The sequence below is a fragment of the Qipengyuania mesophila genome (genome assembly GCF_019711655.1).
Classification (GTDB): domain Bacteria; phylum Pseudomonadota; class Alphaproteobacteria; order Sphingomonadales; family Sphingomonadaceae; genus Qipengyuania; species Qipengyuania mesophila.
Genome location: NZ_JAIGNU010000004.1, coordinates 40,287 through 62,297, shown reverse-complemented (window position 1 = coordinate 62,297; position 22,011 = coordinate 40,287). Strand labels below are relative to the sequence as shown.

Here is a 22,011-nt window from a genome sequence, read left to right as displayed (position 1 = left end):
CGCGTCCTGACAATCATGCAGGAGAGACGAGAATGAACGGGCCGCTCGAATGGATCACTTCGATCGGCACCGTGCTGGCCGCAGCGATGATCGCCTTCGACTTGGGGCGCCGCGCAACCGCCTGGGGTTTCGTGCTGTTCTGTGCGGTCTCTGCGCTGTGGATCTACATCGGGCTGACGAGCGACGCCCTCCCGCTCGCAGCGATGAACGGCGTGCTGCTGCTGATCAACGCCTGGGGCGTGTGGCAGTACTGGTTCCATCCGAAGAACCGGGCGCAGGACTGACCCGCGCCCGGTCTCCGATCGACTACCAGACCTTCACGCGCTTTTCGGGCGCGAGGTAGAGCTTGTCGCCTTCCTTGACGTCGAAGGCCTTGTACCACGCGTCGAGATTGCGGACAGTGAGCGCACGGTACTGGCCCGGCGCATGCCCGTCGGTGGCGATACGCTGGCGCAGCGCCTCCTCGCGATACTTGCTCGCCCAGGCCTGCGCATAGGCAATGAAGAAGCGCTGGTCGCCGGTATAGCCGTCGATCACCGGCGCTTCCTTTCCGTTGAGCGAGGCGCGGTAGGCGTCGTAGGCGGCCGACAGGCCGGCGACGTCGGCGATGTTCTCGCCCAGCGTCAGATCGCCCCTGACATGCAGGCCCGGGAAGGGTTCGTACTGGTCGAACTGACCCGCCAGCGCCTTGCCCGCCTCGTCGAACTTGGCCTTGTCGGCATCGGTCCACCAGTTGCGCATGGCGCCCGTGCTGTCGAAGGCGGCACCGTTGTTGTCGAAGCTGTGGCTGATCTCGTGCCCGATCACCGCGCCGATCGCGCCGTAGTTGAAGGCGGCGTCGGCCTTGGGATCGTAGAACGGCGGCTGGAGGATCGCGGCGGGGAAGTTGAGCGCGTTCTGGACCGGCAGATTGACCGCGTTGACCAGCTGCGCATTCATCCACCACTCGCGCTTGTCGAGCGGCTTGCCGATCTTGGCGAGCTGCTGCGAATAGCGCAGCTTCTCCGCTGCCTGGACATTGGCATAGGCATCGCCCGGCTTCACCGTGAGCGAGGAATAGTCGAGCCACTGGTCGGGATAGCCGACACCGACTTCCATCGTCTCGACCTTCTTGATTGCCTCGGCCTTGGTCTCCTCGGCCATCCAGTCGAGCGCATCGATGCGCTTGGCGAAGGCCGCCTTGATGTTGTCGACCATGCCCTGGATGTCGGTCTTGTCCCGTGCCGGGAAGTATTTCTCGACATAGAGCTTGCCCAGTTCGTCGCCCATGTAGGCGTTGATGGCAGAAAGCGCCCGCTTGTCGCGGCTGCGCTGTTCTTCCTGCCCGAACAGCTTCTTGCCGTAGAAGGCGAAATGGAGGTTATCGAGCTTGCTCGGTAGCACGGCGGTGTTGGCATTGATCTGGTGGAAGACCAGCCAGTCCTTCCATGCCTCGAGCGGCTCGGATGCCACCAGCGCGGAGAGCTTGGTGATCGCCGCAGGGTGATAGGCGTCGAAGGTCTCGAACCCGTCCAGCTCGGCCGCCTTGAAGAAGGCGTTCCAGTCGAGCCCGGGCGCCTTGCTGGCGAAGTCCGACTGCGTCCACAGCGTGCTCGCCTTGGTCCAGTCGTCGCTGTCCTCGCGGCTGACGTGAGCCTGCGCAATCTTCATCTCGAGATCGTAGATGCGCGCCGCCTTCATCTCCGCATCGGCGACATCCGCCGCCTCGAGCAGATCGGCGATGTAGCTCTTGTAGGCGGTCCGCAGCCCGGCCATCTTCTCGTCGCGCGAGAGATAGTATTCGCGCTCGGGCATGCCGAGCCCGCCCTGAAGGATGTAAGGCACCACCTCGCCGCCCTTGAGCGCCTGCGTGACGAACACGCCGAAGAGGTTCTCGGTCTCGAAATTGGTCGCGTTGAGCGGATCGACGTCGGCACGGACCTGGCTGCCGAGCACCTGCGCGAGCGCCTTCTTGTCGGCGATCTTGTCGAACCGCGCGAGGTCGGCCTCGACCGGCTTCAGCCCGGCCGCGTCGATCGCCTCGGTGTCGAGGAAGGCCTGGTAGAAGGTCTTTACGCGATAGGCGTCGCTGCCCTGCTCGGGTTCCGACTTCACGATCTCGTCGATAAGCGCGGCGAGGTTCTTCTCGGTCTGCTGGTCGGCGATGAAGAACCCGCCGACGTTGGAACGGTCGGCCGGGATCTCAGTCTTGTCGAACCACCCACCGTTTGCAAAACGGAAGAAATCGTCGCCGGGCTTGACCGAAGTGTCCATCCAGTCGGTGCGGATGCCCAGCTCGGTTCCGGCGGCAAGCTGCGTATCCTCGCCGAGCTGCTGGCACGCTACCGGCCCCATCGTGGCGACGGCGGTGCCGAGCAAGAGCGCGGCGATCAGGCGGTTTTTCATCAGGCTACTCCCACGGCGCGATCCGCGCCCTCAGTTGAACGCGCGGGTGATAGGCGCAGGAGCGCACGCCGACCAGTGCCACTGATCGACGCGCGAGACCGTCCGGTCGATGGTTAGCCGTTGAGCCGCCCGAAGCAGGCGCGCCCGGCATAGGCTGCGCTGTCGCCCAGTTCTTCCTCGATACGGATCAGCTGGTTGTATTTCGCCAGACGGTCCGAGCGTGCGAGGCTGCCGGTCTTGATCTGCCCGCAATTGGTGGCGACCGCGAGATCGGCGATGGTCGCATCCTCGGTTTCGCCCGAACGGTGCGACATGACCGCGGTATAGCCCGCGCGATTGGCGATGCTCACCGCGTCGAGCGTTTCCGACAGCGTGCCGATCTGGTTGACCTTGACCAGCAGCGAGTTGGCGAGGCCCTGGTCGATCCCTTCGCGCAGACGCTGCGGATTGGTCACGAAGAGATCGTCGCCGACCAGCTGGACGCTATTGCCGATGCGGTCGGTCAGCGCCTTCCAGCCTTCGAAATCGTCTTCGGCCATGCCGTCCTCGATCGAGCGGATCGGGTAGTCGCGGCACAGCTTGTCGAGATATTCGGCCATTTCGTGCCCGTCGAGCGACAGCTTCTCGCCGGTAATCTCGTATTTGCCTTCCTTGAAGAACTCGGTCGAGGCGCAATCGAGCGCCAGCGCGATATCCTCGCCCGGCGTGAACCCGGCCTGTTCGATCGAGGCCATGATGAAGTCGAGCGCGTCGCGCGTGCTGGCGAGGTCGGGGGCGAAACCACCCTCGTCGCCCACCGCGGTGGCAAGGCCCTTCTCGTGCAGCTTCTTCTTGAGCGTGTGGAACACTTCCGCACCCCAGCGCACCGCCTCGGCCAGGCTGTCGGCGCCGACGGGCATGATCATGAATTCCTGAATGTCGATCGGGTTGTCGGCATGTTCGCCGCCGTTGATGATATTCATCATCGGCACCGGCAGGAGGTGTGCGGAGACCCCGCCGATATAGCTGTAGAGCGGCAGCCCGCGCGCGTTCGCGGCGGCCTTGGCCACCGCCATGCTCGTCCCCAGAATGGCATTGGCGCCGATCCGGCCCTTGTTGGGGGTGCCATCGAGCGCGATCATCGACAGGTCGATATCGCGCTGGTCCTCGGCGTCGAAGGCGCCGACCAGCAGGTCGCGGATCTCGGTGTTCACCGCCTCGACGGCCTTGAGCACGCCCTTGCCGAGATAGCGGGTCTTGTCGCCGTCGCGCAGTTCGACCGCCTCGTGCGCGCCGGTCGAGGCACCGCTGGGCACGGCGGCCCGGCCGAAGCTGCCATCGTCGAGCAACACATCGACTTCGACCGTGGGATTGCCCCGCGAATCAAGGATTTCACGGGCATGGATGTCGATGATCGCGGTCATGGATGCTGGCGCTCCGGAGAAAGGTGTTGTAATTGGCTAAAACACCCCCAGATGGGGAGTCCGCAGCGCTCTATGCGCCGGAACATTGGTGTGCAAGTTGCGTTGCACCATGGAAGGCGAAATCGCCTATTCGAGATTGACCGAGGGCAAGGACGAAGAGCATGGCAGAGACAACTTCCGGTGGCGCGCCAAAGAAGCGCAAGACCACCGCAATCAAGAAACCCGCAGCGAAGAAATCCACTTCCGCCAAGACGCCGCGCAAAGCCGCGGCATCGACGAGCGCAGCCAAGGAGACCGTTCCCGTGACCGACAAGACCACTGCCACCACCGACAACCGCTCCGAAGCCAAGTCGCGCTTCAACGCTGCGCTGGAAGAAGCCAAGGCCGGTGCCGCCGCGCTGAAGGCCGAAGGCCGCGACCGCGCCGTCGCCTATCGCGACCAGGCCAAGGGCAAGGGCGAGGACTGGGTTACCGACGCCAAGGCTTATGGCGAGGAAGCCAAGATCAAGGGCCGCGAACTGGCCGTCGAAGGCAAGGTCAAGGCTGGCGAAGGCCTTCGCTCGCTCAGCCGCCTGGTCAGCGACAATGCCTATCAGGTCGACGAAAAGCTGGGCGCCAAATACGGCGACTACGCCCGAAGCGCCTCCAAGTCGCTCGACGGCTATGCCACCAGGCTCGACGAAAAGAGCGTCGACGACCTGGTCGAGGACGGCCGTGAATTCGTCCGCAAGAGCCCGGGCAAGGCACTCGGCATCGCGGCGCTTGTCGGCTTCATGTTTTCGCGTCTATTCCGCAGCTCGCGCTGAACGAGCTGCCACGGGGGACTGAATGCGGGACGACGAATCCGAGCGTACGGACGATTTCGCCGGCCCGCTCGATCTGCCTGACGAGCACGAGGCTCCCGATCCGCAGGGCGACGACGGTCACGAATATTCGCTGACCGACGACGTCCTGGCGCTGATCGAGGACGGCAAGACCTATGCCGAGGCCGAACTGCGGTTCCAGAAGAGCCGCACCGGATTCATCGCCAACCGCGCCAAGGGTGCGATTGGCTTCGGCCTCGGGGCCTTCGGCGTGCTCCACCTCGCCCTCATCGCCGCGACCGTCGGCCTGGTGATCGCGCTGGTCCCGATCATCGGTGCCTGGGGCGCGACCGCGCTGGTCACGGTGGTGCTCGTCATTGCTGGTGTGATCCTCCTGCGCCTGCTCAAGAGCCGCATAGACGATATTCGCGGTGCCTTCGACGAGGAGGACCCATCGTGAGCACCCGCCGCGCGCGCATGATCGAAGACCGGCACCTGCGCGATTCCGCACGCGCGCTGGTCGAAGCCGACATCGAGCATCTCAAGGCCGATTTCACGCACAAGACCATCGCCGAGCGGGCGATGGATCGCGTGATGGACGGCGCCTCCGATCTCTACGACGAAGCCATGGACATGGCCGAGGACAACAAGGGCGCGCTCGCCGCACTGCTCGCCGCGGTGGTAGTTTGGTTCGCGCGCAACCCGATCTTCGAATTGCTCGGCTTTACACCCGAAGAGCAGGACGAGGACGATCTGGCCGAATAGTCGGAACATCGTGTCGCCGAAATTCGTTGATCGCACGAACACATTTTTCCGGAGAGTACCATGGCCGATGCAGCCGAAAGCAATGTCACCCCGATCAGCGCCGACAGCAAGCTGAGCGATTCGGAGAAGCGCGATCAACTCCGCGCCCGGATCGAAGCCGGCGAGCAGCGCAATGAACAGCGCAGCCTCGCAGATCAGGCGAAAGACGTCGCCGACTCCGCGCTCGATTTCACCCGCAAGCATCCGCTGGCGGTTGTCGGTGGTGTGCTCGTGCTCGGCCTTGCCGCCGGTGCGATGACGCGCAAGGGCCGTCGCCTCGGCCGACGCGGCGGCGTCTTCGCCGGTCTCGCGACCGATGCCGCGCTGGCCTATGGCGCGCGGATGATCGACGGCCTGATGGACGGCGCGCAATATGCCGGCGACCGGTTCGAGGACTTCGGTGACAGCGCCGCCACCACCGCGCGGGGACTGCGGCGCGACGCCGCCTACAAGCTCGATACGGCGAGCGACGCGCTGCGCGCCTCGGGACGCAAGGCCGGGCGCAAGGGCAGCCGCGCCTATCGCGCATTGCGCACCCGCCTGACGCACTGACATCTCCCGAAACGGGACCTGCCGTAGCGGCGCGACAGGCTTGCCTGTTGCGCCGCTTTCGCTATGTGGCGCAGCCAATCCTCCCCTCCCCCGAGCGAAAGACATCCGATGGAAGAAAAAGAGAGCAAGCAGACGCTCTACCTGGTCATGGGCGGCCGCGTCACCGATCCGCGCAGCGTGACCTTCGCCGATCCCGAGAGCATCCACGTCGCCGGTGTGTTCAGCAGCTACGACCTCGCGGTGGATGCGTGGCGCTCGAATGCCCAGCGCACGGTCGACGATGCAGAGATGAAATACGTCATCGTCCACCTGCACAAGCTGCTCGATCCGGGCGCATAATTCCGCGGTGGCCTATTCGATCAGGCCCTATTGCGACGCCGATGCCGAGGCCCTCGCCGCGGTGAACGCGGCGGCCATCGCAGAAATCGGCCCACACGCCTATTCGCCCGAACAGGTTGCCGCATGGTCGGCGCGCCATCCCGGACCCGAAAGGTTCCGGGAGCGCGTCGCTGCGGGCCATGCGATCTTCGTCGCCGCCGATGCGGAGGACAGGCCGGTCGCCTATGTGCTGATCGAGCCCGACGGGCATCTCGACCACCTCTACAACCATCCTGAGCACACGCGCCGGGGGCTCGCCACGCAATTGCTGGCGACGGCCGAGGCGCATGCGGCGGCTCTGGGTGTGCAGCGCCTCTACACCGAGGCGAGCGATCTTGCCCGCCCGGCATTCGAGCGGGCGGGTTACGTTGCGACGAAGAAGCGCGAGTTCACCATCGCCCACGAGGGTCGGGAGGTCCCGATCCACAATTGGGCGATGGAAAAACGGATCAGATGAATTCGATCTTGTCGATCAGGTAGAACTTGTCGCCCGAGGGGACGGTCACTTCGACCTCTTCCTCGATCTGCTTGCCGATCAGCGCCCGCCCGATCGGCGAATTGTAGCTGATCCGCCCCTTCGAGGCATCTGCCTCGGTCTGGCCGACGATCTGGTAGCGCACCGGCTTGTCGTCTTCGTCGAGCAGGGTGACGGTCGCGCCGAAGATCACCTTGTCGCCGCTCAGCGTGGTCGGATCGATGATCTGCGCGCGGCTGATCTTGTCCTCCAGCTCGCCGATCATGGCTTCGACCTGGCCCTGGCGTTCCTTGGCGGCGTGGTATTCTGCGTTTTCCGAAAGGTCGCCATGCGCGCGCGCTTCCTCGATCGCATCGACGATCTTGGGGCGTTCGGCACGCAGGATCTTCAGGTCCGCCGTGAGCTTCTCGTAGCCCTCGGCCAACATCGGCACTTTTTCCATAGGACCCCTTGTCCTTCCTGTTCCAACCGGTCTCCCGGGACAATTCGAACCCGGTCCGCCGAAGTGCGGAACCCAATCGGTTCGAATGTCTGGGGGAGCGGTGTCGTGTGTTCTGTCAGCTATAATAGTCTTGCAACGAACGCACTTCAAGCTGGTCCGGCGAAACCTCGGCAATCGCCTGCGCCACGGCGAGCGAAGCGGCGGCGGTGGTGTAGTACGGCAACTTCTTTTCGAGCGCCGCCTCGCGGATCGATTTGCTGTCGAGCAGCGACTGCCAGCCCTCGGTGGTGTTGAAGATCAACTGCACCTCGCCGTCGATGATCGCATCGACGATGTGCGGGCGGCCCTCGGCGACCTTGTTGACCGGTTCGACAGCCAGGCCCTGTTCGGCAAGGTAGCGCTGCGTCCCGCCGGTGGCGATGACGCGGAAGCCCTTGTCGAGCAAAGTCTCGACAGCCGGCACGATCGCCGCCTTGTCGCTATCCTTGACCGAAACGAAGAGCGTGCCCGACTGCGGCGGTTTCATCCCCGCGCCGAGCTGCGACTTGAGGAATGCGGGGGCGAAACCGCGGTCGATCCCCATCACCTCGCCGGTCGACTTCATCTCGGGCGAGAGCACCGGATCCGAACCGGGGAAACGCGCGAAGGGAAAAACCGCTTCCTTGACCGCCATGTGGTCGGGATTGAGGTCGAAGGGTGCGAAGCTGTCGAGCCGCTCGCCCGCCATCACCCGCGCGGCGACCTTGGCGATCGGCTGGCCGATGGCCTTGGCCACGAAGGGCACGGTGCGGCTGGCGCGCGGATTGACCTCGATAAGGTAGACTTCGCCGTCCTTGACCGCGAACTGGACGTTCATCAGCCCGCAGACCTTCAGCGCCCTCGCCAGCTCGGTTCCCTGACGCTCCATCTCGGCGATGATGTCGGCGGAAAGGCTGTAGGGCGGCAGCGTGCAGGCGGAATCGCCCGAGTGGACGCCCGCCTCCTCGATATGCTGCATCACGCCAGCGATCCGCACCTCGCCGGTGCCGTCGGCGACCACGTCGACGTCGCATTCGACTGCATCGCGCAGATACTGGTCGACCAGAACGGGGCTGTCGCCCGAGACGTTCACCGCGGTGGCGATGTAGTCGTCGAGTTGCGCCTCGCTGTCGACGATTTCCATCGCCCGCCCGCCGAGCACGTAGGAGGGACGCAGCAGCACGGGATAGCCAATACGATGCGCCACCGCGGCCGCCTCGTCGCGGCTCTTGGCGATGCCGTTCATCGGCTGCTTCAGCTTGAGCTGGTTGACCAGCTTGGCAAAGCGCTCGCGGTCTTCGGCGAGGTCGATCGCATCGGGGCTGGTGCCGAGGATCGGGATGCCCTCGCGCTCGAGCGCGGCAGCGAGTTTGAGCGGAGTCTGCCCGCCGAACTGGACGATCACGCCGACGACCTCGCCCTGCGACATCTCGACGCGCATGATCTCGAGCACGTCTTCCTCGGTCAGCGGCTCGAAATAGAGCCGGTCCGAGGTGTCGTAGTCGGTCGAGACGGTTTCCGGGTTGCAGTTGACCATGATCGTCTCGAACCCCGCCTCGCTGAGCGCGAAGCAGGCGTGGACGCAGCAATAGTCGAACTCGATGCCTTGCCCGATGCGGTTGGGACCGCCGCCGAGGATGACGATCTTCTTGCGGTCGGACGGCATCGCCTCGTCCTCGGACTCGCCGAAGCTGGGCGCTTCGTAGGTCGAGTACATATAGGGCGTGACCGCCTCGAATTCGGCGGCGCAGCTGTCGATCCGCTTGTAGACCGGGTAGACGCCGAGCTTGCGGCGCAGGTCGCGCACTTCCTGCTCGCTGGTGGCGCCCGCCATGGCGCGCAGCGCGTCGTGGAGCAGGCCCGAACGCTTGGCCTGCGTTTCGCCGAGGCCGCCCGCTACGCCGACCGAACGCACCGCCAGCGTGGCGAGGCGCTTGTCGGAGAAGCCCATCGCCTTCAATCGGCGCATTTCGGCGGCATCGCGGGGGAGGCCCTGGTGGCCGATCATCTTCTCTTCGTAGATGATCGCCTCGATCTGGCGCAGGAACCACGGGTCGAAACCGGTGATCTTCGCCACTTCCTCAACGGTGAAATCCTCGCGGAAGGCCTGCGCGATCTTGAGGATGCGGTCGGGCGTGCGCTTCGACAGCGAGGCCACGATCACTTCGCGGCTGACGCCTTCGAATTCGGTGATGCGGTTGAACCCGTCGAGGCCCGTCTCAAGGCCGCGCAGCGCCTTCTGCATCGATTCCGCGAAGCAGCGGCCGATCGCCATGACCTCGCCGACCGACTTCATCGCGGTCGAGAGTTCGTTCTTCGAGCCCTTGAACTTCTCGAAGGCGAAGCGCGGGATCTTGGTGACGACGTAATCGATCGTCGGCTCGAAGCTCGCAGGGGTCGCGCCGGTAATCTCGTTCTGGATCTCGTCGAGCGTATAGCCGACTGCCAGCTTCGCCGCGACCCGCGCGATGGGGAAGCCGGTGGCCTTCGACGCCAGTGCCGAGGACCGCGAGACGCGCGGGTTCATCTCGATCACGATCAGCCGGCCATCCTTCGGATTGACTGCGAACTGGACGTTCGAACCGCCTGTTTCCACGCCGATTTCGCGCAGCACCTCGATGCTGGCGGTACGCATGATCTGGTATTCCTTGTCGGTCAGCGTCAGCGCCGGGGCGACGGTGATGCTGTCACCGGTATGCACGCCCATCGGATCGACGTTCTCGATCGAGCAGATGATGATGCAATTGTCCTTGCGGTCGCGCACCACCTCCATCTCGTATTCCTTCCAGCCGAGGAGCGATTCCTCGATCAGGACCTCGGTGGTGGGCGAAGCGTCGAGACCTTCGCGGACGATGCGCTCGAACTCGGCCTTGTTGTAGGCGATGCCGCCGCCGGTACCGCCGAGCGTGAAGCTGGGCCGGATGATCGCGGGCAGGCCGGTGGTCTCGAGCACGGCGAAGGCCTCGTCGACCGTGTTGGCGACGCCGCTGCGCGCGCTTTCGAGGCCGATTGCGTCCATCGCCTCGCGGAAACGCTGGCGGTTCTCGGCCTTGTCGATGGCATCGGCATCGGCGCCGATCATCTGCACCCCGAACTTCTCCAGCGTGCCGTCGTTGAACAGCGCCAGCGCGCAGTTGAGCGCGGTCTGCCCGCCCATCGTCGGCAGCACCGCGTCGGGCCGTTCCTTCGCGATGATCTTGGCGACGATCTCGGGCGTGATCGGCTCGACATAGGTCGCGTCGGCCATTTCGGGATCGGTCATGATCGTGGCGGGGTTGGAGTTGACCAGGATGACCCGGTAGCCCTCTTCCTTCAGCGCCTTGATCGCCTGCGTGCCCGAATAGTCGAACTCGCAGGCCTGGCCGATGATGATCGGCCCGGCGCCAATGACGAGGATCGAGGAGATGTCAGTGCGTTTGGGCATTAGTTATTTGCCTCAGTCTTCTCGCGAGCGATCATTTGCTCAACTTTTTGTCTAATTTCCGGCGTGATGACTGAAACGTTGCCTGCGTCGTCGTTCAGTAGATCACAGTTGCCGATCCGGCGGCTTGTATATGGCTCTTGTAGAGCGGCTGCGTCGATTGCCTCGCGAAGTTGATACTCCGTCACTCCGCATTTCCTAGCATTGTCAGGTGATACTGAGCTGCAGGCTCCGAGCAGAAACACGAAGGCAATCGTTCCTCTCACCCCAACATCCCCACGAACTTCTCGAACAGGTAGAAGCTGTCCTGCGGGCCGGGGCTCGCTTCGGGGTGGTACTGGACGCCGAAGGCCTTCTTACCCTTGATCGAAATCCCACAATTGGTGCCGTCGAACAGCGAGACGTGGGTCTGTTCGACCTCGGGCGGCAGCGTGTCGACATCGACCGCGAAGCCGTGGTTCATGCTGGTGATCTCGACCAGGCCGGTACTGTCGCCCCACCCTTCCCCGACACGCTGGACAGGGTGGTTGGCGCCGCGGTGGCCCTGGAACATCTTGGCAGTCTTCGCGCCGGCCGCGAGGCCGAGCATCTGGTGGCCGAGGCAGATGCCGAACAGCGGTACGTCGTTGTCGAGCAGCGCCTTGATCACCGGCACGGCATATTCGCCGGTCGCCGCCGGATCGCCCGGACCGTTGGAGAGGAACACGCCGTCGGGCTTGAGCGCCATGATCTCGTCGAACGAGCTGCGCGCGGGCACCACGGTGACCTTCGCACCCGCCTTCACGAGATTGCGGAAGATATTGTCCTTCGCGCCGTAGTCGATTGCAACGACGTGCGGCTTCTCTGCACCGCCGTTCGTATAGCCGAAGCCGAGCTGCCAGTGGCCGCCGCGCCAGTCCTCGCGTTCGCTGCGGGTGACGCCGGGGACGAGGTCGAGCCCTTCGAGCCCGCTCCATTCGGCGGCCTGCTGCTTGAGCGCCTTGAGGTCGAACTCCCCGCGCGGGCTGTGCGCGATCACCGCATTGGGCGCGCCCGACAGGCGAATGCGGCGGGTGAGCGCGCGCGTATCGACACCCGAGAGGCCGATCTTGCCGTGCTCGCGCATCCATTCGACGAATTCGTTCTGCGCGCGGAAATTCGAATGCGCGGTCACTTCCTGCCGCACGACGCAGCCGACCGCGCCGAGCCCGCGGCTCTCGTGGTCTTCCTCGTTCGCGCCGACATTGCCGATATGCGGGAAGGTGAAGGTGACGATCTGGCTGTCGTAGGAGGGATCGGTCATCACCTCCTGGTAGCCGGTCATCGCGGTGTTGAAGCAGACTTCGCCCACCGCGCTGCCGCTGGCGCCGAAGCCCTTGCCCCAGATGACGGTGCCGTCGCCAAGTACGAGGACTCCGGTCGCGCCTTTGGGTTGCGCGTGCGAAGATGCGGACAGGGCCATGGGCGCTCCGGGTAAAAGGTTTCCAGCGATGTGTGCTAAGTCCCAGCCGCTAGGGACCCCAGCGATTCCCGTCAAGCGGAACCCTTGGCTTATCGCCGCACTGTTCTAAATGGGCTGCGAACTCCAGACACCAACCATCGGGAATCCCAATGCTGCGCGAAAAAATCCAGGCCGAGACCGTCACCGCCATGAAGGCAAAGGACAAGGATCGCACCGCCGCGCTCCGCCTGATCGGGGCCAAGATCAAGGATCGCGACATCGAGCTGCGCACGTCGGACACAAAGCCGGAAGACGACGAGCTCGTCACCGACGTACTGATGAAGATGGCCAAGCAACGCCGCGAGTCGATCGAGATGTACGAGGACGGCGGGCGCCAGGAACTCGCCGACAAGGAAAAATCCGAGCTCGCGGTGATCGAGGAATTCCTGCCGAAACAGATGAGCGAGGACGAAACCCGCACCGCCATCGCCGCGATCAAGGCCGACCTCAACGCCGAGGGAATGAAGGACATGGGCCGCGTAATGGGGGAACTTAAGGCCCGCCACGGCGCTACTCTCGACATGACCAAGGCCAGCGGGCTGGTAAAGGAAGCGCTGTCATGAACCGTATCGCCGTCGCCCTCCCCCTCGTTCTCGCGCTCGGCGCCTGCGGCAGCGATGCCGACGAGCCGCCTACCGATCTCGATGTGGCGGTAAGCGACGGCGAGGCCGAGGCGCTGGCGCGCCAGATCGAGGCGGGCGATTTCCTCGACTTGCAGCTCGGCGCGAAGATCGTCGGGCCGCAGGGCGAGGAGGTCGAAAGCGCGCTGTCGAACCCTGAAGGCAATTTCGCCGACATGCGCAGCTTCGTCGCCTGCCCTGCCGGCATGAAGACCTGCGACCCGGCGAAGGCGCCCGAGGGCACGGTCTATACCTATGTCCACGTGGTCTACCCAGGCGAGGACAATGAAGACGACAGCGGGAGCGGCGAGGGCAATGATTCCTCCGACATCGAGCGCGCGACCGTCTTCCGCATGACCCGCCCGGCGACGGGCTTCACCGGCGCGGCGGGCTATTCGAAGGACGAGGCCATGGCGGCGATCGGACCCAAGGCCGATGTCGTCGTCACCTGCGACAAAGGCGCGCTGGTGTGGACCGTGAGCGCGGGTGACGGCGGCGACCAGTGGGAACAGGCCGAACCGCTGACCTTCTGGTGGCAATCGACCGTGCCCCCGGCTGGCCCTGCAGAAGCCTATGCAATCACGGCAAACTACACGCAGGCGACGGGCAGCGGCCCCTATCCCGGCCAGGCAGCGGGCGCGACCAATGCCTGTGAGGCTCCCCCGGCGAAGGGGTGACACTCTCCCAAGCGCGTAACATGCGGGTATAAGCCTGTGGAGCGTTCGACCATCGGCTAGCGGCGGGAAGGCCGGAGCGATAAGGTCTGCGACCTTATGGCCCTGTCTCCCCAATGGCTCGACGAATTGCGCATGCGGACCACGCTGTCCGCAGTGATCGGTCGTACCCTGCGGCTGACCAAGGCGGGCCGCGAGTTCAAGGCCTGCTGCCCCTTCCACAACGAGAAGACGCCGAGCTTCTACGTCAATGACGAGAAGGGCTTCTACCACTGCTTCGGCTGCGAGGCGCATGGCGATGCGATCCGCTGGCTGACTGACCAGCGCGGCATGCCCTTCATGGATGCAGTGAAGGAACTGGCGGCGGAGGCCGGGATGGAGGTTCCCGCCCCCGATCCGCGCGCCGCGCAGCGAGCGGAGAAGCGCGCGAGCCTGCACGATGTGACCGCGGCGGCGCAGGACTGGTTCGTCGGCAATCTCAAGTCGGCCGACGGCGCGCAGGCGCGCGCCTATCTCGGCCGGCGCGGTTTTTCAGACGCGACGATCCGCGAATTCGGCTTCGGCTACGCGCCCGAGGACCGCCAGGCGCTCAAGCGTGCGCTCGGCAAATTCGACGAGCCGATGCTGATCGAATCCGGCATGCGCATCTCGGTCGAGGACAAGGAGCCCTACGACCGGTTCCGGGGCCGTCTGATGCTGCCGATCCACGACATGCGCGGGCGCGTGATCGCCTTCGGCGGCCGCGTGCTCGATCCCGAGGGCAAGCCGAAATACCTCAACAGCCCCGACACCCCGCTGTTCGACAAGGGGCGCACGCTCTACAACCTCCATCGCGCCGCTCCCGCCGCGCGGCAGAGCGGGCGGATGATCGTTGTCGAGGGCTATATGGACGCGATCGCGCTCGCCAATGCAGGCATTCGCGAGGCGGTCGCTCCGCTCGGCACCGCACTGACTGAGAACCAGATCGAACTGCTGTGGCGCCAGGTCGAACGCCCGATCCTGTGTTTCGACGGCGACAATGCCGGCCAGCGCGCCGCGATGCGCGCGATCGCCCGCGTGCTGCCGATGCTTCGCCCGGCGCATTCGCTCGCGATCGTGCGCATGCCCGCGGGCAAGGACCCCGACGACCTGATCCGCGAGAAGGGCGTAGCCGCGATCGAGGAGCTGCTGGCACGGCCCGCGAGCCTGCTCGACATGCTGTGGGAATTCGAAAAGGCCGCCGCGCCACTCGATACGCCCGAGGACAAGGCCGGGCTCAAGGCGCGGCTGCTCGATCATGTCGAGGCCATCCAGCACCCCGATATCCGCGCGCTCTACAAGCGCGAACTGCTCGAACGCTTTTCCGCCCTCGCCTTCCCGCCCCGCCCCCCACGCGAGTTCCAGCCCCGTGGCGACTGGAAGAAGGGCAATTTCCGTCAGCCCGCTCCTGCGCTCACCCCCGAGGCTCGTGCGAGCCTGACCCGTGCGATGCAGGGCGGCGCGCGCGACGCGCTCACTCGCGCGGTGATCGCCGGTCTCGTCCGCTTTCCCGACCAGATCCTGCGCCACGAAGAGGCGCTCGGCGACCTCGCCCGGCGTGACCAAAATGTCGGTTCCGCGATCGATTTGCTGCTCGAAGCGGCCGAGACGCTTGATTTGTCCGCTCAATCGACCATATCGCTCGAACGAGGCCTTCCCGCCCCACCGGAAAAAGCTCATTTCGCCTTCCTCGATGAAGGCACCGACCCGGGTGATGCGCGCGAGGATCTGGCCGAGGCCGTTTCGTTGCTGGTCGAAAGACCTGCGCTGGAGGCTGCGCTCGCCGCAGCCACGGCGCGTTTCGAGCGCGATCCGGAAGGCTCCATCGCCGAACAGACCCGATTGCGCGAGCGATTGCTGGCACTGAACGAGCGGTTGAAGCGTTTCGGGCGCAGGAAAGCGGCAGCGATCGGCGAATCGGAATCATGATCCCCCGGGTGCGCGGCCCGTGGACAAGACAAAGACTGGACTGAAGACCCCATGGCCACCAAGTCGAAGACCAAGGACGACGGCGACGCTCCCCTGATCGACCTCAATGAGGCATCGGTGAAGAAGCTCCTCGCGAAGGCGAAGAAGCGCGGCTACGTCACTTATGACGAGCTCAACGATGCGCTGCCGCAGGGCGAGATGAGCTCCGACCAGATCGAGGACATCCAGTCGGCCCTGTCCGACATGGGCGTGCAGATCGTCGAGAGCGACGAAGAGGCCGAGGCCGCCGCCGAAGAAGCCGAAGAGGTCGAGGAAATCGAGGCCGCCGACGGCAAGAAGGAAACCAAGAAGACGACCGCGGCTGCAGCTGCGAAGAAGACCGCCACCGGCGAGCGCACCGACGACCCCGTGCGCATGTACCTGCGCGAAATGGGCGCGGTCGAACTGCTCAGCCGCGAGGGTGAAATCGCCATCGCCAAGCGCATCGAGGCCGGCCGCGACATGATGATCATGGGCCTGTGCCAGAGCCCGATCACCTTCCATGCCATCATCCAATGGTCCGAGGCGCTCAACGCCGAGGAAATGCAACTGCGCGAGATTCTCGATCTCGACGCCATGCTATCGAAGGAACCCCCGCCCGAGAAGATGGCGGAGGAAGAGGAAGACGACGACGGCGAGATTTCGGAAGAAACTGCCGGCCCCTCGATCCGCGACGATGACGAAGACGAGGATTCCGACGAAGACGGTGAGGACGGCGAGGAAGGCTCGTCCAAGAGCGACGATGACGACGACGAGGACAACACGATGTCGCTCGCGCAGATGGAGGCGGCCCTCAAGCCCGACGCCATCGAACGCTTCGCGCGCATCACCGACCTGTTCGGCAAGTTCGAGAAGCTCCAGAAGGAGCGCGTCGAGCTCATGGCCAAGGGCGAAACCTTCAGCGCGGCCAAGGAAAAGAAATACGAAGCGCTGTCGGAACAGCTCACCGCCGAGGTCGAAAGCGTCCAGTTCCACGCGACCAAGATCGAGTTCCTGGTCGACAATCTCTACGCCTTCAACCGCCGCCTGACCGCTCTTGGCGGCCAGATGCTGCGTCTGGCCGAGCGCCACAAGGTCAAGCGCCTCGACTTCCTCGACGCCTATATCGGCAACGAGCTCGACGACAGCTGGCTCAAGGACCGCGCCAAGAAGGACAAGAAATGGGCCGCCTTCGCCGAGAAGGAAGCCGAAGCCGTCGAGCGCATCCGCGCCGAGATCTCCGACATCGCCAGCCAGACCGGCATGGCGCTGGAGGAATTCCGCCGCATCGTGAACATGGTCCAGAAAGGCGAGCGCGAAGCGCGCATCGCCAAGAAGGAAATGGTCGAGGCGAACCTCCGCCTCGTGATATCGATCGCGAAGAAGTACACCAACCGCGGGTTGCAGTTCCTTGACCTGATCCAGGAAGGCAACATCGGGTTGATGAAGGCGGTCGACAAGTTCGAATACCGCCGCGGCTACAAGTTCAGCACCTACGCCACCTGGTGGATCCGGCAGGCGATCACCCGTTCGATCGCCGACCAGGCGCGCACCATCCGCATCCCGGTCCACATGATCGAAACGATCAACAAGCTGGTCCGCTGCAGCCGCCAGTTCCTGCACGATCAGGGCCGCGAACCGACTCCCGAAGAGATGGCGGAGAAGCTCTCCATGCCACTCGAGAAGGTGCGCAAGGTGATGAAGATCGCCAAGGAGCCGATCAGTCTCGAGACGCCGATCGGCGACGAGGAAGACAGCCACCTCGGCGATTTCATCGAGGACAAGAACGCGATCATCCCGGTCGACGCGGCGATCCAGGCGAACCTCAAGGAAACGGTCACCCGCGTCCTCGCCAGCCTCACCCCGCGCGAGGAACGCGTGCTGCGCATGCGCTTCGGCATCGGCATGAACACCGACCACACGCTCGAGGAAGTCGGCCAGCAGTTCTCGGTTACGCGCGAACGTATCCGCCAGATCGAAGCCAAGGCGCTGCGCAAACTCAAGCACCCGAGCCGCAGCCGCAAGATGCGGTCGTTCCTCGATCAGTAAGGCGCCAGCCGCCTTGCCACAGTAATGACGAAGCCGCCCGGTCCACATGCGACCGGGCGGCTTTTTCTTGCTAGTTCTGCTGCTTGAGCTGGTAACCCGTCGGCGGAACATCATCGAACAGGTTGTTGCCGTAGGACGTGAGCTGCGCGTTGTTGTTGAGAACGAAGGTGCCGGAGGGGCCGGCGAACTTGTTGTCGTCGATGCTCATCTTCTGCTGCGGGCCGTTCATCCGCACTTGGGCGAGATCGTTGAAGGCGAAGACATTGCGTGTCACCCAAGCCCGCGATCGGCCGACGCTGGTGGTATAATTGATGCCATAGCCCGTATTGTCGATGAATTCGCATTGATCGATCGTCATCATCAAATCGTTGGTATTGGCGACCTCGATGCCATTCTGGCAGGCGAGTATCGTGGTGTTGATCACCGAGACCTGATTGGCGCTGAGGATCTTGATTCCCGAAACGCAGCTCCCGCCGAAGCCTTCGATCTCGATATTCTGGATCACCACCCGGTCGGTGGTCGCAGCGTTGATGATGATGCCATTGGTCCCGCTGGCAAGGATCGATCCCAATGTTCCCTCGCCCTGGATGGTGATCGACTTGGTGATGGTCACCGAGCCAATGCCGGCAGGGTCGAGGATGTTTATCTCGCCCGCCGCGGCGGTCTTCGAGATCGCTCCTGCAAGGGTCTTGCACGGTGCCGTGCGGGAACAGGGATTGGCATCGTCGCCGACCCCCGAAACCCAGGTACGGGTCGCCTGCGCCGAAGCAGGGACCGCGAACAACGAAAGGGACAGCACGACGGCTGCGACGAATCGCTTGAACAGTCTTTTCATGATCCAACTCCCCACGCAGCGACTCGCGCCGTCCCGCCCCTGCGATCCGCGCGCCGCAGCCGCCCGCAACGGGTGCTGCGCCTGCACCCGGGAATTGTCCAGCATTCGCTTGTGGCAATTTGCGACTTCCGGGTGGAGGATTCGTCAGCCCTCGCCTATGAGGCAGCCCATGCGTATCGCCATTGCCTCCGACCATGCCGCCATCGACCTCAAGGCCGAGCTGCGCGAGTGGTTGATCGAGCAGGGCCACGAGGTCGCCGACCTCGGCCCCGAGACCACCGACAGCGTCGACTATCCCGACTTCGGCTACAAGCTGGCCGCAGTCGTCGCCGACGGCACGGCCGAGCGCGGCGTCGCGCTGTGCGGCTCTGGCATCGGCATCTCGATGAGCGTCAACCGCAATCCCGCGGTGCGCTGCGCGCTGGTTTCGGAGCCGCTATCGGCCAGCCTCGCACGCGAACACAACGATGCCAATTGCATCGCCATGGGCGCGCGGCTGACCGGTAGCGACATGGCGAAGGCGTGCCTCGCCGCCTTCCTCGAAACCGAATTCGCCGGCGGCCGCCACCAGCGCCGCGTCGACAAGCTATCCAATCCGGAGATCTGACTTGGCTACCCAGCCCGCATCGACCAACCGCAGCCCGATGGACCGTTTCTGGCACGATACGCTCGCCGAGGCCGATCCGGAGATTTACGGCGCGATTCGCAAGGAACTCGCACGCCAGCAGGACAAGATCGAACTGATCGCGAGCGAGAACATCGCCTCGACGGCAGTCCTCGAAGCCACCGGCAGTGTCTTCACCAACAAATATGCCGAGGGCTACCCGGGCAAGCGCTACTACGGTGGCTGCGACTATGCCGACGTGGTCGAAACGCTGGCGATCGAACGCGCCAAGCAACTGTTCGGCTGCCAATTCGCCAACGTCCAGCCCAACTCGGGCAGCCAGATGAACCAGGCGGTGTTCCTCGCGCTTCTGCAGCCGGGCGATACCTTCATGGGCCTCGATCTTAATTCGGGCGGCCACCTGACCCACGGTTCGCCGGTCAACATGAGCGGCAAGTGGTTCAATCCGGTAAGCTACGGTGTCCGCAAGGACGACGAGCTGATCGACATGGATGAGGTCATGGCAATCGCCAAGGCCAACCAGCCCAAGCTGATCATCGCCGGCGGCACTGCCTATTCGCGCGTGTGGGACTGGGAAGCTTTCCGCAAGGTCGCCGACGAGGTCGGCGCATACCTGATGGTCGACATGAGCCACATTTCCGGTCTCGTCGCCGGGGGAGCGCATCCCTCGCCCTTCCCGCACGCCCATGTCGTCACCACCACCACGCACAAGAGCCTGCGCGGCCCGCGTTCGGGCGTGATCCTGTGGGACGACGCGGAGCTGACCAAGCCGATCAACATGGCCGTCTTCCCCGGCATGCAGGGCGGACCGTTGATGCATGTCGTTGCCGCCAAGGCAGTCGCCTTCGGCGAGGCACTGCGCCCCGATTTCCAAGACTATGCCAGCCGCGTGGTCGAGAACGCGCGCGCGCTGGCCGAAGGGATCGAGGCCAATGGCCTGCGTGTCGTTTCGGGCGGCACCGACAACCATTCGATGCTCGTCGACCTGACGCCCAAGGACGTTACCGGCAAGGCGGCCGAAGCCGGGCTCGATCGCGCCTGGCTGACCTGCAACAAGAACGGCATCCCCTACGACACGCGCAGCCCCTTCGTGACCAGCGGCATCCGCCTCGGCACGCCTGCCGGTACCACGCGCGGCTTCGGCCCCGACGAATTCCGAAAGATTGGCGCGCTGATCTGCGAAGTGGTAGACGGTCTCTCGCGCAACGGCCCCGAAGGCGACGGGCAGGTCGAAGAGCAGGTGCGCGGCAAGGTGGCCGAACTCTGCGCGGCCTTCCCCGTCTATCCCGGGCGCTGAGGAGACGAACGATGGACGAGCACGAACCCAACCACCAGGATCACGACCTGATTTCCGACGCTGGAAACGAGATCAAGGGTATGGCGAGGGAAGGGATGAACCATCCCTCAACCAAGCCGGTGCTGACCGGCGCTGCGGTGGGCGCGATTGCCGCCGGGATTCTGCCTGTGGTGACCTGGCCGATAGGTCTCGTCGCGGGCGCGGGGTTCATGCTGTACAAGCGCCTGCGGCCCTGAACGACTTCCCAATTCGAAATATTCGCTTTAGAGCTGGCACCGGATACTTCCGGGCGTGAATGCGCGTTACTTTCCAGCCACATAAGGACGAGACATATGGATGACCGCGAACCCCGCAATCAGGATCGCGACCTGTTCCCCGATGCCAAGGGCGAGTTGAGCGACATGCTCCACGGCGGGCTCGACCATCCGTCGACCAAGCCAGTGCTCAAGGGCGCCGCGGTCGGCGCTGCCGCCGGCCTGTTCGTGCCCGTCGTCGGTCCGCTGATCGGCGGTCTCGCGGGCGGCGGCTACGCGCTTTACAAGCGCATCAGGGACTAAATGCGCTGCCCGTTCTGCGCCCATGACGACAGCCAGGTAAAGGACAGTCGTCCGACCGAGGATTCGACCTCGATCCGCCGTCGGCGGCAATGTTCGAGCTGCGGCGCGCGCTTCACCACATTCGAGCGCGTTCAGCTGCGCGAGGTGACCGTCGTCAAGAGCGGCGACCGACGCGAAGCCTTCGATCGCGGCAAACTCGAACAGTCGATCTCACTCGCCTGTCGCAAGCGCGACGTGCCGCAGGAGCGGATCGACCAGCTCGTCTCGGGCATCCAGCGGCAGGTCGAGACCGCCGGCGAAGCCGAGATCCCGTCGCAACGCATCGGCGAAATGGTGATGGACGGTCTGAAAGGCCTCGACAGCGTCGCCTACATCCGTTTCGCCAGCGTCTATCGCGACTTCAGCGAAGCGCGCGACTTCGAGGAATTCGCGAGCACGGTGCAGGAAGCGGCGGCCCATGAGCGCGGCTGACCTGCGCAAACCCGCAATCGTCCTCATCCGGCCGCAGCTGGGCGAAAACATCGGCAAGGCGGCGCGCGCCATGCTCAATTTCGGCCTCACCGAGATGCGCCTGGTCGAGCCACGCGATGGCTGGCCCAATCCTTCGGCCGGCCCCGCCGCCTCCGGTGCGGACATCGTGCTGGAGCGGGCCACGGTCTATTCCTCTACCGCCGAAGCTGTGGCCGATTGCGCGCATGTCTATGCCACCACCGTGCGCAAGCGCGGGGTGACCAAGCCGGTCCTGACGCCCGAGGAAGCAAGCCGGGAAATGGCAAGCCAACCGGGGCGCAGCGCCATCCTGTTCGGTCCCGAACGCTCCGGCCTTGAAACCGAGGACGTTGCGCTGGCCCGGGCCATCCTGACGGTTCCGATCAATCCCGAATTCGGGTCACTCAACCTCGCCCAGGCCGTCATCCTGTGCGCCTATGAATGGTCGAAGCACGAACAGCTGGTGCAGCCCACGCAGGAGGATCTCCTGCCGCCCGCCCCGCAGGAAGAGCTCGACGGCCTGATTTCCCATCTCGAAGGCATGCTCGATCCCAAGGGCTACTACCTGCCCGAAACCCGCCGGGAGGCGACGCGACGCACCCTGAGGGGCGTGCTCACCAAGCCGGGCTGGAATCACCTAGAAGTACGCACCCTTCGAGGGGTTCTGTCCGCACTCGAACGCGAACCGCGCAAGTAAAAACCTGGACGCGATTGTTATTCGAATACAATAGTGTATCCT

At 64.5% G+C, this 22,011-nt stretch carries 24 protein-coding genes; 17 read left to right on the top strand and 7 right to left on the bottom strand.

Features of this window, described 5'->3' with window-relative positions:
• The first annotated feature begins 32 nt into the window (after nucleotides 1-32).
• A complete protein-coding gene (locus tag K3181_RS14520) occupies nucleotides 33-284 on the top strand; it encodes a hypothetical protein (protein WP_221603845.1) in 252 nt (83 codons plus the stop codon).
• Between the two features lie 22 nt (nucleotides 285-306).
• Here the strand turns inward: K3181_RS14520 and K3181_RS14515 are convergent, their stop codons facing one another.
• The 3 genes from K3181_RS14515 to K3181_RS15675 form a co-directional block, all read right to left on the bottom strand.
• Nucleotides 307-2,385, bottom strand: coding sequence for a M13 family metallopeptidase (locus tag K3181_RS14515; RefSeq protein ID WP_221603844.1), 2,079 nt, complete (start codon nucleotides 2,383-2,385; stop codon nucleotides 307-309).
• Nucleotides 2,386-2,498: 113 nt separating this feature from the next.
• Entirely contained in the window at nucleotides 2,499-3,788 is a 1,290-nt protein-coding gene (eno, locus tag K3181_RS14510) for a phosphopyruvate hydratase (protein ID WP_221603843.1), read from the bottom strand.
• 70 nt (nucleotides 3,789-3,858) lie between these two features.
• A complete protein-coding gene (locus K3181_RS15675) occupies nucleotides 3,859-4,077 on the bottom strand; it encodes a hypothetical protein (protein WP_247715174.1) in 219 nt (72 codons plus the stop codon).
• A 13-nt stretch (nucleotides 4,078-4,090) separates the two neighbouring features.
• Between K3181_RS15675 and K3181_RS14505 the strand changes: the two genes are divergently transcribed.
• The 6 genes from K3181_RS14505 (at nucleotide 4,091) to K3181_RS14480 (ending at nucleotide 6,782) form a co-directional block, all read left to right on the top strand.
• On the top strand, nucleotides 4,091-4,594 hold the full coding sequence (locus tag K3181_RS14505) for a hypothetical protein (protein WP_247715173.1): 504 nt from the start codon (nucleotides 4,091-4,093) through the stop codon (nucleotides 4,592-4,594).
• A 22-nt stretch (nucleotides 4,595-4,616) separates the two neighbouring features.
• Nucleotides 4,617-5,051 carry a phage holin family protein gene (locus K3181_RS14500; RefSeq protein ID WP_221603841.1) on the top strand — a complete coding sequence of 145 codons (435 nt, stop codon included), beginning with the start codon at nucleotides 4,617-4,619 and terminating at the stop codon, nucleotides 5,049-5,051.
• Nucleotides 5,048-5,356: a hypothetical protein gene (locus tag K3181_RS14495; RefSeq protein WP_221603840.1), complete on the top strand. Its 309-nt coding sequence runs from the start codon at nucleotides 5,048-5,050 to the stop codon at nucleotides 5,354-5,356. Before K3181_RS14500 ends, K3181_RS14495 begins: the two co-directional genes overlap by 4 nt.
• 60 nt (nucleotides 5,357-5,416) lie before the next feature.
• A complete protein-coding gene (locus K3181_RS14490) occupies nucleotides 5,417-5,947 on the top strand; it encodes a hypothetical protein (RefSeq protein ID WP_221603839.1) in 531 nt (176 codons plus the stop codon).
• 108 nt (nucleotides 5,948-6,055) lie between these two features.
• Nucleotides 6,056-6,286 (top strand): DUF4170 domain-containing protein, encoded by a 231-nt coding sequence (locus tag K3181_RS14485; protein ID WP_221603838.1) that lies wholly within the window; start codon nucleotides 6,056-6,058, stop codon nucleotides 6,284-6,286.
• A 7-nt stretch (nucleotides 6,287-6,293) separates the two neighbouring features.
• The gene (locus K3181_RS14480) at nucleotides 6,294-6,782 is read left to right on the top strand and encodes a GNAT family N-acetyltransferase (protein ID WP_221603837.1); all 489 of its coding nucleotides are present in this window, start codon (nucleotides 6,294-6,296) and stop codon (nucleotides 6,780-6,782) included.
• Here K3181_RS14480 and greA read toward each other — a convergent pair.
• The 3 genes from greA to carA all read right to left on the bottom strand — a co-directional run bounded on the left by greA (nucleotide 6,775) and on the right by carA (nucleotide 12,122).
• A complete protein-coding gene (gene greA, locus K3181_RS14475; RefSeq protein WP_221603836.1) occupies nucleotides 6,775-7,242 on the bottom strand; it encodes a transcription elongation factor GreA in 468 nt (155 codons plus the stop codon). The genes K3181_RS14480 and greA overlap by 8 nt on opposite strands.
• 115 nt (nucleotides 7,243-7,357) lie before the next feature.
• Nucleotides 7,358-10,684: a carbamoyl-phosphate synthase large subunit gene (gene carB / locus K3181_RS14470; protein WP_221603835.1), complete on the bottom strand. Its 3,327-nt coding sequence runs from the start codon at nucleotides 10,682-10,684 to the stop codon at nucleotides 7,358-7,360.
• Between the two features lie 259 nt (nucleotides 10,685-10,943).
• Nucleotides 10,944-12,122 (bottom strand): glutamine-hydrolyzing carbamoyl-phosphate synthase small subunit, encoded by a 1,179-nt coding sequence (gene carA / locus K3181_RS14465; protein ID WP_221603834.1) that lies wholly within the window; start codon nucleotides 12,120-12,122, stop codon nucleotides 10,944-10,946.
• Between the two features lie 149 nt (nucleotides 12,123-12,271).
• Between carA and K3181_RS14460 the strand changes: the two genes are divergently transcribed.
• The 4 genes from K3181_RS14460 to rpoD all read left to right on the top strand — a co-directional run bounded on the left by K3181_RS14460 (nucleotide 12,272) and on the right by rpoD (nucleotide 17,469).
• Nucleotides 12,272-12,724, top strand: coding sequence for a GatB/YqeY domain-containing protein (locus tag K3181_RS14460; RefSeq protein WP_221603833.1), 453 nt, complete (start codon nucleotides 12,272-12,274; stop codon nucleotides 12,722-12,724).
• Nucleotides 12,721-13,458 carry a hypothetical protein gene (locus tag K3181_RS14455; RefSeq protein WP_221603832.1) on the top strand — a complete coding sequence of 246 codons (738 nt, stop codon included), beginning with the start codon at nucleotides 12,721-12,723 and terminating at the stop codon, nucleotides 13,456-13,458. Before K3181_RS14460 ends, K3181_RS14455 begins: the two co-directional genes overlap by 4 nt.
• Nucleotides 13,459-13,554: 96 nt before the next feature.
• On the top strand, nucleotides 13,555-15,402 hold the full coding sequence (dnaG, locus tag K3181_RS14450) for a DNA primase (RefSeq protein ID WP_221603831.1): 1,848 nt from the start codon (nucleotides 13,555-13,557) through the stop codon (nucleotides 15,400-15,402).
• A 51-nt stretch (nucleotides 15,403-15,453) separates the two neighbouring features.
• The gene (gene rpoD / locus K3181_RS14445; RefSeq protein ID WP_221603830.1) at nucleotides 15,454-17,469 is read left to right on the top strand and encodes an RNA polymerase sigma factor RpoD; all 2,016 of its coding nucleotides are present in this window, start codon (nucleotides 15,454-15,456) and stop codon (nucleotides 17,467-17,469) included.
• Between the two features lie 70 nt (nucleotides 17,470-17,539).
• Here rpoD and K3181_RS14440 read toward each other — a convergent pair whose 3' ends face one another.
• Nucleotides 17,540-18,304, bottom strand: a complete 765-nt coding sequence (locus tag K3181_RS14440) for a right-handed parallel beta-helix repeat-containing protein (RefSeq protein ID WP_221603829.1) — start codon at nucleotides 18,302-18,304, stop codon at nucleotides 17,540-17,542.
• 169 nt (nucleotides 18,305-18,473) lie between these two features.
• On the opposite strand from K3181_RS14440, the gene rpiB reads away from it, so the two are divergent.
• The 6 genes from rpiB (at nucleotide 18,474) to K3181_RS14410 (ending at nucleotide 21,969) form a co-directional block, all read left to right on the top strand.
• Complete coding sequence (rpiB, locus tag K3181_RS14435) at nucleotides 18,474-18,911, top strand: ribose 5-phosphate isomerase B (protein WP_221603828.1); 438 nt, start codon at nucleotides 18,474-18,476, stop codon at nucleotides 18,909-18,911.
• A 37-nt stretch (nucleotides 18,912-18,948) separates the two neighbouring features.
• Nucleotides 18,949-20,226, top strand: coding sequence for a serine hydroxymethyltransferase (gene glyA, locus K3181_RS14430; RefSeq protein ID WP_221604029.1), 1,278 nt, complete (start codon nucleotides 18,949-18,951; stop codon nucleotides 20,224-20,226).
• Nucleotides 20,227-20,237: 11 nt separating this feature from the next.
• Nucleotides 20,238-20,462 carry a hypothetical protein gene (locus tag K3181_RS14425; RefSeq protein ID WP_221603827.1) on the top strand — a complete coding sequence of 75 codons (225 nt, stop codon included), beginning with the start codon at nucleotides 20,238-20,240 and terminating at the stop codon, nucleotides 20,460-20,462.
• 96 nt (nucleotides 20,463-20,558) lie between these two features.
• Entirely contained in the window at nucleotides 20,559-20,783 is a 225-nt protein-coding gene (locus K3181_RS14420) for a hypothetical protein (protein WP_221603826.1), read from the top strand.
• Nucleotides 20,784-21,254, top strand: a complete 471-nt coding sequence (gene nrdR, locus K3181_RS14415; protein WP_221603825.1) for a transcriptional regulator NrdR — start codon at nucleotides 20,784-20,786, stop codon at nucleotides 21,252-21,254.
• On the top strand, nucleotides 21,241-21,969 hold the full coding sequence (locus K3181_RS14410) for an RNA methyltransferase (RefSeq protein ID WP_221603824.1): 729 nt from the start codon (nucleotides 21,241-21,243) through the stop codon (nucleotides 21,967-21,969). The genes nrdR and K3181_RS14410 overlap by 14 nt, the downstream gene beginning before the upstream one ends.
• The last annotated feature ends 42 nt before the right edge of the window (nucleotides 21,970-22,011 follow it).

Coding starts and splice junctions, on each gene's coding strand:
- dnaG (WP_221603831.1), top strand. CDS start 13,555: ATGGCCCTGTCTCCCCAATGGCTCGACGAATTGCGCATGCGGACCACG.
- K3181_RS14460 (WP_221603833.1), top strand. CDS start 12,272: ATGCTGCGCGAAAAAATCCAGGCCGAGACCGTCACCGCCATGAAGGCA.
- K3181_RS14515 (WP_221603844.1), bottom strand. CDS start 2,385: ATGAAAAACCGCCTGATCGCCGCGCTCTTGCTCGGCACCGCCGTCGCC.
- K3181_RS14410 (WP_221603824.1), top strand. CDS start 21,241: ATGAGCGCGGCTGACCTGCGCAAACCCGCAATCGTCCTCATCCGGCCG.
- carA (WP_221603834.1), bottom strand. CDS start 12,122: ATGGCCCTGTCCGCATCTTCGCACGCGCAACCCAAAGGCGCGACCGGA.
- K3181_RS14500 (WP_221603841.1), top strand. CDS start 4,617: ATGCGGGACGACGAATCCGAGCGTACGGACGATTTCGCCGGCCCGCTC.
- nrdR (WP_221603825.1), top strand. CDS start 20,784: ATGCGCTGCCCGTTCTGCGCCCATGACGACAGCCAGGTAAAGGACAGT.
- K3181_RS14520 (WP_221603845.1), top strand. CDS start 33: ATGAACGGGCCGCTCGAATGGATCACTTCGATCGGCACCGTGCTGGCC.
- rpoD (WP_221603830.1), top strand. CDS start 15,454: ATGGCCACCAAGTCGAAGACCAAGGACGACGGCGACGCTCCCCTGATC.
- K3181_RS14490 (WP_221603839.1), top strand. CDS start 5,417: ATGGCCGATGCAGCCGAAAGCAATGTCACCCCGATCAGCGCCGACAGC.
- K3181_RS14485 (WP_221603838.1), top strand. CDS start 6,056: ATGGAAGAAAAAGAGAGCAAGCAGACGCTCTACCTGGTCATGGGCGGC.
- K3181_RS14425 (WP_221603827.1), top strand. CDS start 20,238: ATGGACGAGCACGAACCCAACCACCAGGATCACGACCTGATTTCCGAC.
- rpiB (WP_221603828.1), top strand. CDS start 18,474: ATGCGTATCGCCATTGCCTCCGACCATGCCGCCATCGACCTCAAGGCC.
- glyA (WP_221604029.1), top strand. CDS start 18,949: ATGGACCGTTTCTGGCACGATACGCTCGCCGAGGCCGATCCGGAGATT.
- carB (WP_221603835.1), bottom strand. CDS start 10,684: ATGCCCAAACGCACTGACATCTCCTCGATCCTCGTCATTGGCGCCGGG.
- K3181_RS14440 (WP_221603829.1), bottom strand. CDS start 18,304: ATGAAAAGACTGTTCAAGCGATTCGTCGCAGCCGTCGTGCTGTCCCTT.
- K3181_RS14420 (WP_221603826.1), top strand. CDS start 20,559: ATGGATGACCGCGAACCCCGCAATCAGGATCGCGACCTGTTCCCCGAT.
- greA (WP_221603836.1), bottom strand. CDS start 7,242: ATGGAAAAAGTGCCGATGTTGGCCGAGGGCTACGAGAAGCTCACGGCG.
- K3181_RS14455 (WP_221603832.1), top strand. CDS start 12,721: ATGAACCGTATCGCCGTCGCCCTCCCCCTCGTTCTCGCGCTCGGCGCC.
- eno (WP_221603843.1), bottom strand. CDS start 3,788: ATGACCGCGATCATCGACATCCATGCCCGTGAAATCCTTGATTCGCGG.